The following is a 15,405-nucleotide window of genomic DNA, read 5'->3' as shown; positions in this document are numbered from 1 at the left end:
GTGAGGCATGAACGCTTCAGTCGGTTCGGGAAGATTTGCCCTACCCTGCCGCATGGGATTATTGAGGAGCTCGCATGACCAAACAAAACGCCTTTACTCGGGAAGACCTGCTGCGCTGCAGTCGCGGTGAGCTGTTCGGCCCAGGTAACGCGCAACTGCCCGCCCCGAACATGCTGATGGTGGATCGCATCACCCATATCAGTGAAGAGGGTGGCAAGTACGGCAAAGGTGAATTGGTCGCCGAGCTGGATATCACCCCGGACCTGTGGTTCTTCGCCTGCCATTTCGAAGGCGACCCTGTCATGCCGGGCTGCCTGGGCCTCGACGCCATGTGGCAACTGGTCGGTTTCTACCTCGGCTGGCAAGGCTTGCCGGGCCGCGGTCGCGCCCTGGGTTCGGGCGAAGTGAAGTTCTTTGGCCAGGTTCTGCCGAGCGCCAAGAAAGTCACCTACAACATTCAAATCAAGCGCGTCCTCAAGGGCAAGCTGAACCTGGCGATCGCCGACGGTTCGGTGACTGTCGACGGTCGCGAGATCTATACTGCCGAAGGCCTTCGGGTCGGCGTATTCACTTCCACTGACAACTTTTAAGGGTTATCCGCATGCGCCGCGTCGTTATCACTGGTCTGGGCATCGTTTCTTGCCTGGGCAATGACAAAGAGACCGTCACCGCTAACCTGCGTGCAAGTCGCCCTGGCATCCGCTTCAACCCGGAATATGCCGAAATGGGTCTGCGTAGCCAGGTTTCCGGCTCCATCGACCTGCCCCTCGAAGAGTTGATCGATCGCAAGATCTATCGCTTCGTCGGCCACGCTGCCGCCTACGCCTACCTGGCCATGAAGGACGCCATCGCCGATTCCGGCCTGAGCCACGATCAGGTCTCGAACGTGCGTACCGGCCTGATCGCCGGTTCCGGCGGCGCGTCCACCCTGAACCAGATGGAAGCGCTGGACATCCTGCGCGAGAAAGGCGTGAAGCGCGTTGGCCCGTACCGTGTCACGCGGACCATGGGCAGCACTGTTTCCGCCTGCCTGGCCACGCCGTTCCAGATCAAGGGCGTGAACTACTCGATCTCCTCCGCCTGCGCCACCAGTGCTCACTGCATCGGTAACGCGGTTGAGCAGATCCAGCTGGGCAAGCAGGACATCGTGTTCGCCGGCGGCGGCGAAGAAGAACATTGGAGCCAATCGTTCCTGTTCGACGCCATGGGCGCGCTGTCCACCCAGTACAACGACACCCCGGAAAAGGCCTCCCGCGCCTACGACGCCAAGCGTGACGGTTTCGTCATCGCCGGCGGCGGCGGCATGGTGGTGGTCGAGGAGCTGGAACACGCTCTGGCCCGTGGCGCGAAGATCTACGCGGAAATCGTCGGCTACGGCGCCACTTCCGACGGCTACGACATGGTTGCGCCAAGCGGTGAAGGCGCCATCCGCTGCATGCAGATGGCCATGTCCACCGTGGACACCCCGATCGACTACCTGAACACCCACGGCACCTCGACTCCGGTCGGCGACGCCAAGGAAATGGAAGGCGTGCGCGCGGTATTCGGCGACAAGGCACCGGCCATCAGCTCCACCAAGAGCCTGTCGGGTCACTCCCTGGGCGCCGCCGGCGTTCACGAAACGATCTACTGCCTGCTGATGATGGAAGGCAACTTCATGGCCGGCTCGGCCAACATCGAAGAGATGGACCCGGTCGTGGCCGATATGCCGATCCTGACCAAGACCGTCGAAAACGTAAAAGTCGACACCGTGATGAGCAACAGCTTCGGCTTCGGTGGCACTAACGCCACCCTGGTGCTGAAACGCTGGCAGGGCAAGTAAGCCCCGCAGCTTGATCAGATGAAAACGCCCCGACTGGTTCGGGGCGTTTTTTTTGCGCTTGAATTCGGGGTCGCCTCGCCTGTACGCGGGTGTTGCTCCGCTGCCTCGAACTGATGCGGGGAATCCTGCCCCCCGCCATCTGGAAAAATCCTGGAACACTTGAGTGCCAGCATGTTCTATAACTGCATGACTTTCTTCCTGCCACGCTTGAGAGGTTCGCCATGCCTGTTACCGTCAACACCCTGAATGCCGACAACTTCCGCCACAGCCTCAACATCGATAACCACGAGTTGTTCACCGATCTGCCCAAAAGCCTGGGCGGTGATGACACCGCGCCCTCGCCCCACGACTATTTCGACGCAGCCCTGGCGTCGTGCAAGGCCCTGACCCTGAAGCTGTATGCGCAGAGAAAGGGCATCCCGCTGACCGGCGTAACCGTGGAAGTCACCCGCGACGACAGCGAGGAGCAAAAGGGCAAGTACCACCTCAACGTCAAGCTGACGCTCAAGGGCGTGCTCACCGATCAGCAACGCGACGAACTGCACCGCATCGCCGACCGCTGCCCGATACACAAGCTGATGACCACCGCCGAGGTGAGTATCGAGACGAAATTGTCGGAAGGTGCCTTCAGCCAATAGCGGCAACCTCCGGTCGAGCGGGTTATGCTCAGGGCTATCCAACCCGCTCCGACAGGGACGCACCATGACCACCCTCACCGTGATCCGCCCTCGCCTCGAAGATGTCGAAGGCCAGCCCATCCTGCGCCCGCTGCCATCGCGAGAATGCCGTAGCGTCGGGCCGTTCGTGTTTTTCGACCATATGCTGGCGACCCGCTATGCACCGGGCAGCGGCATGAATATCCGCCAGCATCCGCACATTGGCCTGTCGACCCTCACCTACCTGTTCGAAGGCACCTTGCAGCACAAGGACAGCCTCGGTTCGGACCAAATGGTGCAGGCCGGCGATGTGAGCTGGATGACCGCCGGCAGCGCGATTGCCCATGTCGAGCGCACGCCTGAGGCGCTCAAGGCCAAGGGGTTCAGCCTGCATGGGCTGCAAGTGTGGCTCGCCTCCCCCAAGGACCACGAGAGCGGGCCGGGGCATTACAGCCACCATCCAGCGGCTGACCTACCGGTCAGCGACAACCTGGGCGTGCAGATCCGCCTGATCGCCGGCAATGGCTTCTGCCTCAAATCACCGGTGCCGGTGCTGTCGCCCACGCTGTACGCCGATGTGCAGATGCAGACGGCCACCACCCTGCTGATCCCCGACGAGCATGAAGAACGCGCGGTGTATGTGCTGGAGGGTGACGTGCAGTTGGACGGTGAGCCGCTTGAGGCACACAGCCTGGTGGTGTTGCCGAGCGGACAGGCGATGACCCTGTCTGCCGGCAGCGATTGTCACCTGGTGGTGTTCGGTGGCGCGCCGCTGGATGGGCCACGCCGGATCAACTGGAATTTTGTCGCGAGCGACCCGGCCGTGATCGAGCAGGCCCGGCAGCGTTGGGCGGCTGGGGATTGGCCAACGGTGCCCGGTGAAACCGAAAGAATTGAGTTGCCGGTGAGATAGCCGCCTACTCCCACATTTAACCGCGTTTACCCTGTAGGAATGCGCTCGAATGTGGGAGCTGGCTTGCTCGCGATGAGGCCAGGACAGAGGCCAGAGACTTAGCCCTTGAACACTTCATCCAACAAGTTATGCATCGACTGGAACGCCCGCGCAGCGGTCTTCGCGTCGTACATCATCATGCCCGGCACGTTGGCGTGCGGGTCGGTGAAGGAATGCACCGCACCGCCATAGCTCAGCAGTTGCCAATCCACACCGGCCGCGTTCATCTCATCTTCGAACGCCGGCAGTTGTGCTTTCGGCACCAGCGGGTCGGAAGCACCATGCAACACCAGCACGGAACCCTTGATGTTCTTCGCATCCGCCGGGTTTGGCGTGTCGAGGGTGCCGTGGAACGACACCGCAGCCTTCAACGCTGCGCCGGTGCGCGCCAGCTCCAACGCACAGCAACCGCCGAAGCAGAAACCGAAGGTGGCCAACCTGGACGTATCCACCGCAGCTTCGCTCTGGCCTTGCAGTTGCGCTAACGCGGCCTGCATGCGCTTGTTCAGCAATGGGCGGTCATTCTTCAACGGCATCATCGCCGCACCGGCTTCATCGTTATTCGACGGGCGCACGGTTTGCCCGTACAGGTCGGCGATCAGCACCACGTAGCCTTTGCTGGCGACGCGCTTGGCAATCTCTTCGGCACCCGCACTCACGCCCATCCAGTTCGGCGCCATCAACAGGCCCGGCAGCGGGCCGGTTTGGCTGGCATCGAAGGCCAGGCGGCTTTCATAAGACTGGCCATCAATCTGATAGACCACGGAACGCACAGTGACTTGGCTCATCATTTACTCCAGTTGAGGTTGCACAAGAACGAAAAAACCCGCCGAAGCGGGTTTTTCTACAACGGGGTTAAACCGACAGTTCAACCAACAGCTTGTTCAGTCGGCGCACATAGGCGGCCGGGTCTTTCAGGCTGTCGCCGGCAGCCAGGGCTGCCTGGTCGAAGAGGATGTGCGACAGGTCGCCAAAACGCTCTTCGCTCTGTTCGCCGTCGAGTTTCTCGATCAGCGGGTGAGCCGGGTTGAATTCGAAGATCGGCTTGGAGTCCGGCACCTTCTGACCGCTGGCTTCGAGGATCTGACGCATCTGCATGCCCAGGTCCTGCTCGCCGATGGCCAGGATCGCCGGGGAGTCGGTCAGACGGTGGGAAACCCGCACTTCGCTGACGGCGTCGCCCAGGGAGGCCTTGATCCGCTCAACCAGGCCTTCCTTGGACTTGGCCACTTCTTCAGCGGCTTTTTTGTCTTCTTCGGAATCCAGGTTACCCAGGTCCAGGTCGCCACGCGCCACGTCGACGAAGGTCTTACCGTCGAATTCGCTGAGGTAGCTCATCAGCCACTCATCGATACGGTCGGTCAGCAGCAGCACTTCGATGCCTTTCTTGCGGAAGACTTCCAGGTGCGGGCTGTTCTTGACCTGAGCGTAGGTCTCGCCGGTCAGGTAGTAGATCTTGTCCTGACCTTCCTTGGCGCGTGCCAGGTACTCGGCCAGGGACACCACCTGCTCGCCGTCTTCGCCCTGGGTGGAGGCAAAACGCAGCAGGCCGGCGATTTTTTCCTTGTTGGCGAAATCTTCCGCCGGGCCTTCTTTCATGACCTGGCCGAAGTTCTTCCAGAAGCCTTTGTATTGCTCAGGCTCGTTCTTCGCCAGTTTTTCCAGCATGTCGAGGACGCGCTTGGTCAGCGCCGACTTCATGGAGTCGATGATCGGGTCTTTCTGCAGGATTTCCCGCGACACGTTCAGCGACAGGTCGTTGGAGTCGACCACGCCTTTGATAAAGCGCAGGTACAGCGGCAGGAACGATTCCGCCTGGTCCATCACGAACACGCGCTGCACGTAGAGCTTCAGGCCCTTTGGCGCTTCGCGCTGGTACAGGTCGAACGGCGCGCGGGCCGGTACGTAGAGCAGCGAGCTGTATTCCAGCTTGCCTTCGACCTTGTTGTGGCTCCAGCTCAGCGGGTTTTCGTAGTCGTGCCCGATGTGCTTGTAGAACTCCTGGTATTCCTCGTCCTTGATCTCGGTACGCGGACGGGTCCACAGGGCGCTGGCGCGGTTGACGGTTTCCCACTCAACGGCCGGTGCTTCTTCGCCTTCGGCGGCGGCCTGCTCTTTCGGCAATTCGATCGGCAGGGCGATGTGGTCGGAATACTTCTTGATGATGTTGCGCAGGCGCCAGCCATCGGCAAATTCGTCTTCACCGGGTTTCAGGTGCAGCACGATGCGCGTACCGCGATCAGCCTTGTCGAGGGTAGCGACTTCAAACTCGCCCTCGCCTTTCGAAGACCAATGCACGCCTTCGCTGGCGTCAAGGCCGGCGCGGCGGCTGAACACTTCAACCTTGTCGGCGACGATGAAGGCCGAGTAGAAGCCCACGCCGAACTGACCGATCAGGTGCGAATCTTTCTTCTGGTCGCCCGAAAGGTGCTTCATGAAATCGGCAGTGCCGGATTTGGCGATGGTCCCCAGGTGGGTGATCGCATCCTCACGGCTCATGCCGATACCGTTATCTTCGAGGGTGACGGTCTTGGCGTCTTTGTCGAAGCTCACGCGGATTTTCAGTTCGGCGCCGCCTTCCAGCAACTCCGGCTTGGACAGGGCTTCGAAACGTAATTTGTCGACAGCGTCAGAGGCGTTCGAGATCAACTCGCGAAGGAAAATTTCCTTGTTGGAATACAGCGAATGGATCATGAGGTGCAGCAGTTGCTTCACCTCGGTCTGGAAGCCCAGGGTTTCCTTTTGAGTTTCCACACTCATGGTCATCAAACTCCAATTGGATGGCAGTGGCCGCGCCCTGAAGGGTTGGCGGCGGGTTGTCATCAAAGTTGGGGGCTAAGACCAGGATTTCAAGGGCGGGACACTTCTCCGATCTTGAAATGCGCGCGGGCGGTGGCGATGGGTTCGGCCGCGGTGCTTTGCCAGGCGGTGATCGACACGTTCGCCACCCGTCGACCCTGGCGCCAGACCTGGCACTTGGCGTAAGTGTCGCGAAACTGGCCGGCACGCAGGTAATCCAGGGAAAAGTCGATGATTTTCGGCAGGCCCGGTGCGCCGGTGAATACCAGCAGGTGCAACGCGGCGCAGAGTTCCATAAAGCCTGCAATCACACCGCCGTGCAGCGCCGGTAATATCGGGTTACCAATGTTGTCCTTGTTGGCCGGCAGGCGGAACAGCAGCTCATCGCCTATCCGCGTGCATTCGATGCCGATCAGCTTGGCGTAGGGGATCAGATCGAGCAGCGCCTTGTAGTTGCCGTGCTCATGGGCCTGCTCCAGACGTGTCTTGAAGTGATGTGTCATGCCTGTTCTCCCGTGACTGTACTGCCCAGCCCCTGCGCACCCTTGAGGCGCTTGCCCATACGCATGAACGTCCCCACCGTGTGGGCGACGGGTTGTTGCGGGTCGTCCTGATAAGCGAAACCACGGGTGAAAATCACGTCGGTGGTCACCCGGTAGCACTGGGCAAAACCATACACCGGCTTGTGCGGTTCGGCGGGATGCATGTAGTCGATGCGCAGGTCGAGGGTCGGGCACACCTCGAACTCCGGCAACACGCACAGGGTGGCCATGCCGCAGGCGGTGTCCATCAGCGAGGTCAATGCGCCACCATGGATCACGCCCGTCTGGGGATCACCCACGATCATCGGGCTGTAGGGCAGAACCAGGGTAATCCCCTCCTCGCTGGCTTGATGAACGGTAATGCCCAGCACTTGGCAATGGCGCAACGCTGAAATAAAGCGCTTGGCACGCTCTAACAAGGGATTTTCGGTCATTCGGTTCAGACTCTGATGAATGTGGGGCCGGCGCAGTATGGACCGTCGGAAAAAGTTCCTTGGGAAAATGCTTTATATATCTGTGGGATATAAGGAACTAATGCTGGCCCCATGTGCTCGAAAGGCCAGTAGATATCTTCACTAAGGAGAAACACCCAATGCGCAAGACTTTAGCTATTTCCATGATGCTGGCCGCTGCCCTCGGTCTCGCTGCCTGCGACAAGAAATCCGAAAACAAGGCCCAAGATGCCGCCGCGCACTCTGAGCAAGCTCAGAAAGATATGGCTGCAGCACAGGATAAAGTGAACGAAGCTGCGAAAGAAAACGGCGATGCTGCCAAAGCTCAGGCCGAATCGAACAAAGCCGCAGCACAAGAAGCAGCACCTGCTACTCCAGCAACCGGTTCTTGATACCGGGGCTTGAAATAGCTTCGCTGCAAAAAGAAAGCCCGCTTAGATAGCGGGCTTTACTTTGTCTGCTGTTGGCGCGGAGTGCGATAAACCGGCGCTATGCCTGCAGCGCTTTACGCCACCGGGTCTTTGGCCACGTCCGGCAGCGACGTATCGGTCTGCGTATACACCATCACTTGCAGTACGTCGGAATGAAACTCTCGGCGATACAGCACCAACACCACCCCGGCGCTCATCGACATGAACAGCCAGGGGCTGACAAACCATGCCAGCATGGTCATCCCGAAGTAATAAGCGCGCAGGCCAAAGTTGAACTGGTTGGCCGCCATCGAAATCACCCGCGCCGCCCGCAGGGCAAACGCCTTGCGCTCCTGCTCCGACACGTGCCGCTCGCCGATCATCGGCGCCGACCCCACCAGCACCGCGGCAAAGTTGTACTGGCGCATACACCAGCTGAAGGTGAAGAACGCGTAGACGAACACCAGTGCCAGGCACAGCAGCTTGATCTCCGACATGCCCTGGGATGCCTGCTGCACCAGCGGAATATCGGCCAGCAATGAAACTGCCCGCTCCGAGGCGCCCAACACGGTGAGAATGCCCGCAAGGATGATCAAGGTGCTGGAGGCGAAGAACGAGGCGTTGCGCTCAAGATTGCCAATCACACTGGCGTCGGCGATGCGGTTGTCGCGCAGCAGCATGCGACGCATCCAGTCTTCGCGATACAGGTGCAGCACGCTGGCCAGGCAGGCAGTGTCGCGGGCTTTCCAGGTGGCATAACGGGTGTAGCCGCCCCAACAGAGGACGAACCAGAGGGCGGCAAGCAAGTGGATCAGGTTGGCTTCGATAAACGGCATGCGGGTCCTTATACACGACAGATTTCATGAACCCGGTTAAGTGTGGGCGCCGGGTTCCAGCTTGAGCTTTGCGTTACTCCTTCGACGTTAGCCCACGGAAAAAGGCACTGCCCGCCGTCCATAAAAAATGCCCCGTATCAATCGATACGGGGCATTTCAATACAGCGTGAAGCCGGGGGTTACGCGACCGCTTCGCTGCGCTTGCCCAGCATGCGGTCAACCACCACCGCGGCCACCAGCATCATCACCGATGGCACCAGCCACGCCAGGCCCTGCTCGCTCAACGGCAGGTTGGCCAATTGCGCCGGCATCCAGCCCGCCAGGCCGGCGCCCTTGAGCGCATCGATGCAGCCGAAGATGAACGACACCAACATCACCGGGCCAACGATGCGGCTCTGCTCCTGCCAGAAGTCTTTGCAGAAGCTCAAAGCCACCAGCACGATGCATGGCGGGTAGATCGCAGTGAGTACCGGGATCGAAAACGCGATCAGTTTGGTCAGGCCCAGGTTGGACACGAACAGCGAGAACAGCGCCAGGATCACCACCAGGGTCTTGTAGGACAGCGGCAGGATCCGGCTGAAGTACTCGGCGCAGGCACAGGTCAGGCCGACGGCGGTGACCAGGCAGGCCAGGGAGATCAGCACGGCCAGGAAGCCGCTGCCCAGGGAACCAAAGGTGTGTTGCACGTAGGCGTGCAGGACGGCGGCGCCATTGGCGGCACCGGCGGCGATCTCATGGCTGCCCGCCCCGAGGCGGAACAGGCTGACATACACCAACGCCAGGCCGACGCCGGCAATCAGCCCGGCAATGATCGCGTAGCGGGTGATCAATTTAGGCGATTCGACACCACGGGAACGGATCGCGTTGACGATCACGATACCGAACACCAGCGCGCCCAGGGTATCCATGGTCAGGTAACCATTGATAAAGCCTTGGGAGAACGGCGCGGCCACGTATTCCGGGTTGGCGACGCCCACGTCACCGGCCGGCAAGGCAAACGCGGCGATACCAAGGATGGACAGCGCGATGATTTTCAGCGGCGCAAGGAAACGGCCCACGGTGTCCAACAGACGGCCCGGGTACAGGGAGACGAAAAACACCACCAGAAAGTACACCGCGCTGTAGAGGAACAGCGCCAGCGGGCTTTCACCGGTCAACGGCGCCAGGCCCACTTCAAAGGACACGGTCGCGGTACGCGGGGTGGCGAACAGCGGCCCTACCGCCAGATACGCTGCCGCCGCCAGCAGGCCACCGGCGATCTTGCCGATCGGGCTGCTCAACGCATCCATACCACCACCGACCTTGGCCAGGGCGATCACGGTGACCACCGGAAGCCCGACTGCGGTGATCAGGAAACCCAACGCCGCCATCCAGACATGGGGCCCGGACTGCAAACCAACGATAGGCGGGAAGATGATGTTGCCGGCCCCCACGAACAGGGCAAAAGTCATGAAGCCCAACGCCAGGATGTCCTGGCTTTTCAACACTTTCATTTGAGGAAATACCACACTACTGAATCGGAATTTAGAGAGGGCTTCCCTATGGATGAGGGAAATGCTGCCGGCCCTTGTGGGCACCGACCGGTCTAGCGCGCGGCTTCCTTTTGGGATGCGAGCGCTTAAAGAGGCGGCAAGGTTACAGAATTTGGCCGATAAACGCACTGTTGCAGGGCGAACTGTCCGATAAGCGACATTGGAATGTCGTGTTTTCATACTTAATGTGGCAATACAGACAAAAAATGTGGGAGGGAGCTTGCTCCCGATAGCGGAGGTTCAATCACATCATCAGTGACTGAGCCACCGCTATCGGGAGCAAGCCCCTCCCACATGGGACCAAGTACATTTCAATAAATGGGCCGCCCAGAATGCACAAAGGCCACCCGAAGGTGGCCTTTGCTGGTGAAGCGTCAGTTAAGCGCGAGGCTTACTTGACTGCCCAACCGGTCAGCTCGGCCAAGGCCTTGCCGATGTCTGCCAGCGAACGCACGGTTTTTACGCCTGCGTCTTGCAGTGCAGCGAATTTCTCGTCTGCAGTGCCTTTGCCGCCAGAGATGATTGCGCCAGCATGGCCCATGCGCTTGCCAGCAGGGGCAGTCACACCAGCGATGTAGGAAACAACCGGCTTGGTCACGTGGGCCTTGATGTAGGCAGCCGCTTCTTCTTCAGCCGAACCGCCGATCTCACCGATCATGACGATCGCTTCGGTCTTCGGGTCTTCCTGGAACAGCTTCAGGATGTCGATGAAGTTCGAGCCTGGGATCGGGTCACCGCCGATGCCGACGCAAGTCGACTGACCGAAACCGGCGTCAGTGGTCTGCTTCACAGCTTCGTAGGTCAGGGTGCCGGAACGGGAAACGATACCGACTTTACCTGGCAAGTGAATGTGACCAGGCATGATGCCGATCTTGCATTCGCCTGGAGTGATCACGCCTGGGCAGTTAGGACCGATCAGGACCACGCCCAGCTCGTCGCACTTGACCTTGGCGTCCAGCATATCCAGGGTAGGAATGCCTTCGGTGATGCACACGATCAGCTTGATGCCGCCGAACGCCGCTTCCAGGATCGAGTCTTTGCAGAAAGGAGCCGGAACGTAGATCACGCTGGCGGTCGCGCCAGTGGCAGCTACTGCGTCTTTAACGGTGTTGAACACTGGCAGGCCCAGGTGCTCGGTGCCGCCTTTGCCCGGCGTTACACCACCAACCATCTTGGTGCCGTATTCGATGGCTTGCTGGGTGTGGAAGCTACCTTGCGAACCGGTAATACCCTGGCAGATAACTTTGGTGTCTTTATTGATCAGGACGCTCATTATTTGCCCTCCGCAGCTTTGACAACTTGTTGAGCAGCGTCGGTCAGGCTGGTAGCCGCGATGATGTTCAAACCGCTTTCTGCCAGTACTTTAGCGCCCAGTTCAGCGTTGTTACCTTCAAGGCGAACAACAACCGGGATTTTCACGCCGACTTCTTTCACTGCACCGATGATGCCTTCGGCAATCATGTCGCAACGAACGATGCCGCCGAAGATGTTGACCAGTACTGCAGCGACGTTGGAGTCGGACAGGATGATCTTGAAGGCTTCGGTTACGCGTTCTTTGGTAGCACCACCGCCCACGTCGAGGAAGTTGGCTGGTTTGCCGCCATGCAGGTTGACGATGTCCATGGTACCCATGGCCAGGCCGGCACCGTTGACCATGCAGCCGATGTTACCTTCCAGGGCTACGTAGTTCAGTTCGAACTTGGCAGCGTGCGCTTCGCGCGGATCGTCTTGCGACGGATCGTGGAAAGTCTTCAGCTTAGGCTGACGGTACATGGCGTTGGCGTCGATGTTGATCTTGGCGTCGAGGCAATGCAGATCGCCGTCAGCCTTGATCACCAGCGGGTTCACTTCCAGCAGGGCCAGATCGTGATCCTGGAACAGTTTGGCCAGACCTACGAAGATCTTGGCGAACTGGGCAACTTGCTTGCCTTCCAGACCCAGCTGGAAAGCCAGCTCGCGACCCTGGAATGGCTGAGCGCCAACCAGTGGATCGATAGTGGCTTTCAGAATTTTTTCAGGGGTATCGTGAGCGATCTTCTCGATGTCCACGCCACCTTCGGTGGAAGCCATGAACACGATGCGACGGCTAGAACGGTCAACGACAGCGCCCAGGTACAGCTCTTTAGCGATATCAGTGCACGATTCAACCAGGATCTTGGTGACTGGCTGGCCATTGGCATCAGTCTGGTAAGTCACCAGACGCTTGCCCAGCCACTGCTGTGCGAAGGCCTTGGCGTCTTCTTTGCTGCGAACCAGCTTAACGCCGCCCGCTTTACCGCGACCACCTGCGTGAACCTGGGCTTTTACAACCCATTCGGTCCCGCCGATTTTATCGCAAGCTTCTGCTGCTGCTTCCGGGGTGTCTACTGCGTAGCCCTGGGATACTGGCAGGCCGTATTCAGCGAACAGCTGCTTACCCTGATACTCGTGAAGATTCATGCTTTTTACCGTCTTCGTTAGGTACTGCGCATTCGGCGCTGCGCTCATTATGAGTGCCGCGCCACCTGTGACTGCTGCTTGCGCAACTTGCCGGACTCAAGCCCGGTCAAGCTGCGCAAGGCTGCGTCCAGCGGATATTCCGCGGTGAGTCTTGCGCGCAAGGCTCACGACGGGCAACCGCCGTGGTTTCTTATTATCTCGTTTTAGCGCTTCTTCTTGTTCGCGATGTGAATGGCATGACCATTCACTGCCAGCGCGGCTTCGTGCAATGCTTCGGACAGGGTCGGATGGGAGAAAACCATCATGCCGATGTCCTCGGCACTGGTGCCGAATTCCATACCGATTGCGCCCTGCTGGACCAGTTCTGCTGCGCCTGGGCCAATCACATGGACGCCCAATACGCGGTCAGTCTTGGCATCAGCGATGACTTTGACAAAACCACCGGTGTCGTTGGCTGCCATGGCACGACCAGAAGCAGCGAACGGGAAGGTGCCGACGTTAACTTCAACGCCTTCAGCTTTCAACTGCTGTTCGTTCTTGCCGACCCATGCAATTTCCGGGTGGGTGTAGATAACCGATGGGACCAGGTCGTAGTTCATCTGGGTTTTGTGGCCCTTGATGCGCTCGACAACCATGATGCCTTCTTCGGAAGCCTTGTGCGCCAGCATCATGCCGCGAACCACGTCGCCAATGGCGTAGACGCCTGGAACGGTGGTAGCGCAGTGATCGTCAACGTGGATGAAACCACGCTCGTCGATGTTCACGCCGCTGTCGGCTGCCAGCAGGTCGGTGGTCACTGGACGGCGACCAACGGCTACGATCAGCTTGTCGAAGGTGATGGTCTGTTCGCCATCCTTGTCGGTGTAGGTCACGACTACTTCTTCGCCGTTGACCTTCGAGCCGGTCACGCGAGCGCCCAGCTTGATGTCCAGACCCTGTTTGGTCAGAGTTTTCAGGGCTTCCTTGGACACTGCGGTGTCGGCAGCCAGCAGGAACGTGTCCAGGGCTTCGAGTACAGTGACCTGGGAACCCAGGCGGGACCAGACCGAACCCAGTTCCAGGCCGATCACGCCAGCGCCGATCACGCCCAGACGCTTGGGAACTGCTTGGAATTCCAGGGCGCCGGTCGAATCAACGATGACTTTCTGGTCAACAGGTGCTGGTGGAATGTCGATCGGACGCGAACCTGGAGCCAGGATCACGTTTTCGGCTTCGATGATTTCGACCGAACCGTCCGGCTTGGTGATTTCAACTTTCTTGCCGGCCAGCAGTTTGCCGTGGCCTTGCAGGGAAGTTACGCCGTTGGCCTTGAACAGGGTGGCAACGCCGGAGGTCAGGCCTTTGACGATGTTGGCTTTACGGCCGACCATCGCGGGTACGTCCATGGTCACGCCAGCGTGGTGGATGCCGTGGATGGCAAAACCGCTTTGCGCTTCGTGGAATTTCCAGGAGCTGTCCAGCAGCGCCTTGGAAGGAATGCAACCAACGTTCAGGCAGGTACCGCCCAGTGCCAGTTTGCCTTCCTTGTCGGTGTATTTTTCGATGCAAGCAGTCGAGAGGCCCAGTTGTGCGGCCTTGATAGCGGCAACATAGCCGCCAGGACCTGCACCAATCACTACAACGTCAAATTTCTGCGACATGAAAATAGTTCCTCTATTTAGCAGCAAGCTGTCAAGCCGCAGGCCCCAAGCCCGACTGCCGTATCCGGCAGCCTGTCACTTGAGGCCCGCAGCTGCTTCTATCAGATATCCAGCAGCAGACGAGCTGGGTCTTCCAGCAGGTTCTTGATGGTCACCAGGAAAGTCACGGCTTCTTTACCATCGATCAGGCGGTGATCGTAAGACAGCGCCAGGTACATCATCGGACGGATCACGACTTGGCCGTTGATGGCCATCGGACGCTGGATGATGTTGTGCATGCCCAGGATCGCAGCTTGCGGCGGGTTGACGATCGGAGTCGACATCATCGAACCGAAGGTACCACCGTTGGTGATGGTGAAGGTGCCGCCGGTCATCTCGTCGATGGTCAGCTTGCCGTCACGGGCTTTCTTGCCGAAGCCGGCGATGCCGCCTTCGATTTCAGCCAGGCTCATCAGCTCGGCGTTACGCAGAACCGGAACCACCAGGCCGCGGTCGCTGGACACGGCAACGCCGACGTCTGCATAACCATGGTAAACGATGTCGCTGCCGTCGATGGAAGCGTTGACTGCCGGGAAGCGTTTCAGCGCTTCGGTGGCCGCTTTCACGAAGAACGACATGAAGCCCAGGCGCACGCCGTTGTGGCTCTTCTCGAACAGGTCCTTGTACTTCGAACGCAGGGCCATGACTTCGGTCATGTCGACTTCGTTGAAGGTAGTCAGCATCGCCATGTTCGACTGTGCTTCAACCAGACGTTTGGCCACGGTGGCACGCACGCGGGTCATCGGCACGCGCTTCTCGGTGCGGTCGCCAGCGGCGAACACAGGAGCAGCGGCAGCAGGTGCTGCAGCCTTGGCGGGTGCGGCAGCTGGAGCGTTTTTCTTGGCTTCAACGGCAGCAACCACGTCTTCCTTGGTCACACGGCCGTCTTTGCCGGTGCCTTTGATGGAAGCCAGGTTGATGCCGTTCTCTTCGGCCAGCTGACGAGCAGCCGGTGCGGCGATTGGATCTTCGCCACCCGCTGCCGGAGCGGCAGCTGGAGCAGAAGCAGCAACAGCCGGTGCAGCGGCAGCCGGAGCGGCAGCAGCGCTGCCCGCTTCGATCGAGCCCAGTACCTGGTTGGACAGGACGGTATCGCCTTCGTTGGCAATGATCGCGCCCAACACGCCGTCAGCTTCAGCCAACACTTCCAGAACGACTTTGTCGGTCTCGATGTCGACGATCAGTTCGTCACGCTTTACAGCCTCGCCTGGTTTCTTGTGCCAAGTGGCAATGGTGCCATCGGCAACCGATTCCGGGAATGTCGGGGCTTTGATTTCGATAGCCAT

15 protein-coding genes are annotated in these 15,405 nt (G+C 59.6%); 5 read left to right on the top strand and 10 right to left on the bottom strand.

The window, feature by feature from the left end; all coding sequences use genetic code 11:
• Positions 1–74: 74 nt before the first annotated feature.
• The 4 genes from fabA (at position 75) to RGV59_RS15075 (ending at position 3,391) form a co-directional block, all read left to right on the top strand.
• Entirely contained in the window at positions 75–590 is a 516-nt protein-coding gene (fabA, locus tag RGV59_RS15090) for a 3-hydroxyacyl-[acyl-carrier-protein] dehydratase FabA (protein WP_003190035.1), read from the top strand.
• Positions 591–601: 11 nt separating this feature from the next.
• Positions 602–1,822 (top strand): beta-ketoacyl-ACP synthase I, encoded by a 1,221-nt coding sequence (gene fabB / locus RGV59_RS15085; RefSeq protein WP_017846780.1) that lies wholly within the window; start codon positions 602–604, stop codon positions 1,820–1,822.
• 221 nt (positions 1,823–2,043) lie between these two features.
• Positions 2,044–2,460 (top strand): OsmC family protein, encoded by a 417-nt coding sequence (locus RGV59_RS15080; protein ID WP_017846779.1) that lies wholly within the window; start codon positions 2,044–2,046, stop codon positions 2,458–2,460.
• 64 nt (positions 2,461–2,524) lie between these two features.
• A complete protein-coding gene (locus RGV59_RS15075) occupies positions 2,525–3,391 on the top strand; it encodes a pirin family protein (RefSeq protein WP_126586579.1) in 867 nt (288 codons plus the stop codon).
• 98 nt (positions 3,392–3,489) lie between these two features.
• Here the strand turns inward: RGV59_RS15075 and RGV59_RS15070 are convergent, their stop codons facing one another.
• From RGV59_RS15070 to RGV59_RS15055, 4 genes are all read right to left on the bottom strand, one after another.
• A complete protein-coding gene (locus RGV59_RS15070) occupies positions 3,490–4,218 on the bottom strand; it encodes a dienelactone hydrolase family protein (RefSeq protein WP_046384193.1) in 729 nt (242 codons plus the stop codon).
• 67 nt (positions 4,219–4,285) lie between these two features.
• Positions 4,286–6,190, bottom strand: a complete 1,905-nt coding sequence (gene htpG, locus RGV59_RS15065) for a molecular chaperone HtpG (RefSeq protein WP_017846776.1) — start codon at positions 6,188–6,190, stop codon at positions 4,286–4,288.
• Between the two features lie 89 nt (positions 6,191–6,279).
• Entirely contained in the window at positions 6,280–6,732 is a 453-nt protein-coding gene (locus tag RGV59_RS15060) for a PaaI family thioesterase (protein WP_017846775.1), read from the bottom strand.
• The gene (locus RGV59_RS15055; RefSeq protein WP_017846774.1) at positions 6,729–7,205 is read right to left on the bottom strand and encodes a PaaI family thioesterase; all 477 of its coding nucleotides are present in this window, start codon (positions 7,203–7,205) and stop codon (positions 6,729–6,731) included. The genes RGV59_RS15060 and RGV59_RS15055 overlap by 4 nt, the downstream gene beginning before the upstream one ends.
• A 158-nt stretch (positions 7,206–7,363) precedes the next feature.
• On the opposite strand from RGV59_RS15055, the gene RGV59_RS15050 reads away from it, so the two are divergent.
• On the top strand, positions 7,364–7,615 hold the full coding sequence (locus RGV59_RS15050; RefSeq protein ID WP_017846773.1) for a hypothetical protein: 252 nt from the start codon (positions 7,364–7,366) through the stop codon (positions 7,613–7,615).
• A gap of 113 nt (positions 7,616–7,728) precedes the next feature.
• Here RGV59_RS15050 and RGV59_RS15045 read toward each other — a convergent pair whose 3' ends face one another.
• The 6 genes from RGV59_RS15045 to odhB form a co-directional block, all read right to left on the bottom strand.
• A complete protein-coding gene (locus tag RGV59_RS15045) occupies positions 7,729–8,469 on the bottom strand; it encodes a DUF599 domain-containing protein (protein ID WP_017846772.1) in 741 nt (246 codons plus the stop codon).
• Between the two features lie 179 nt (positions 8,470–8,648).
• Positions 8,649–9,962 carry a branched-chain amino acid transport system II carrier protein gene (gene brnQ / locus RGV59_RS15040; protein WP_126586581.1) on the bottom strand — a complete coding sequence of 438 codons (1,314 nt, stop codon included), beginning with the start codon at positions 9,960–9,962 and terminating at the stop codon, positions 8,649–8,651.
• A gap of 430 nt (positions 9,963–10,392) precedes the next feature.
• Positions 10,393–11,274: a succinate--CoA ligase subunit alpha gene (gene sucD, locus RGV59_RS15035; protein WP_003172813.1), complete on the bottom strand. Its 882-nt coding sequence runs from the start codon at positions 11,272–11,274 to the stop codon at positions 10,393–10,395.
• Positions 11,274–12,440, bottom strand: a complete 1,167-nt coding sequence (gene sucC, locus RGV59_RS15030; RefSeq protein WP_017846770.1) for an ADP-forming succinate--CoA ligase subunit beta — start codon at positions 12,438–12,440, stop codon at positions 11,274–11,276. The genes sucD and sucC overlap by 1 nt, the downstream gene beginning before the upstream one ends.
• A 203-nt stretch (positions 12,441–12,643) precedes the next feature.
• Complete coding sequence (gene lpdA, locus RGV59_RS15025) at positions 12,644–14,080, bottom strand: dihydrolipoyl dehydrogenase (protein ID WP_017846769.1); 1,437 nt, start codon at positions 14,078–14,080, stop codon at positions 12,644–12,646.
• A gap of 101 nt (positions 14,081–14,181) precedes the next feature.
• Positions 14,182–15,405, bottom strand: a complete 1,224-nt coding sequence (gene odhB, locus RGV59_RS15020; RefSeq protein ID WP_017846768.1) for a 2-oxoglutarate dehydrogenase complex dihydrolipoyllysine-residue succinyltransferase — start codon at positions 15,403–15,405, stop codon at positions 14,182–14,184.

Source organism: Pseudomonas sp. FG1 (genome assembly GCF_034313875.1).
GTDB lineage: Bacteria > Pseudomonadota > Gammaproteobacteria > Pseudomonadales > Pseudomonadaceae > Aquipseudomonas > Aquipseudomonas veronii.
The sequence above is the reverse complement of the archived record's forward strand: the minus strand, read 5'-3'. Positions and strand labels throughout refer to the sequence as shown.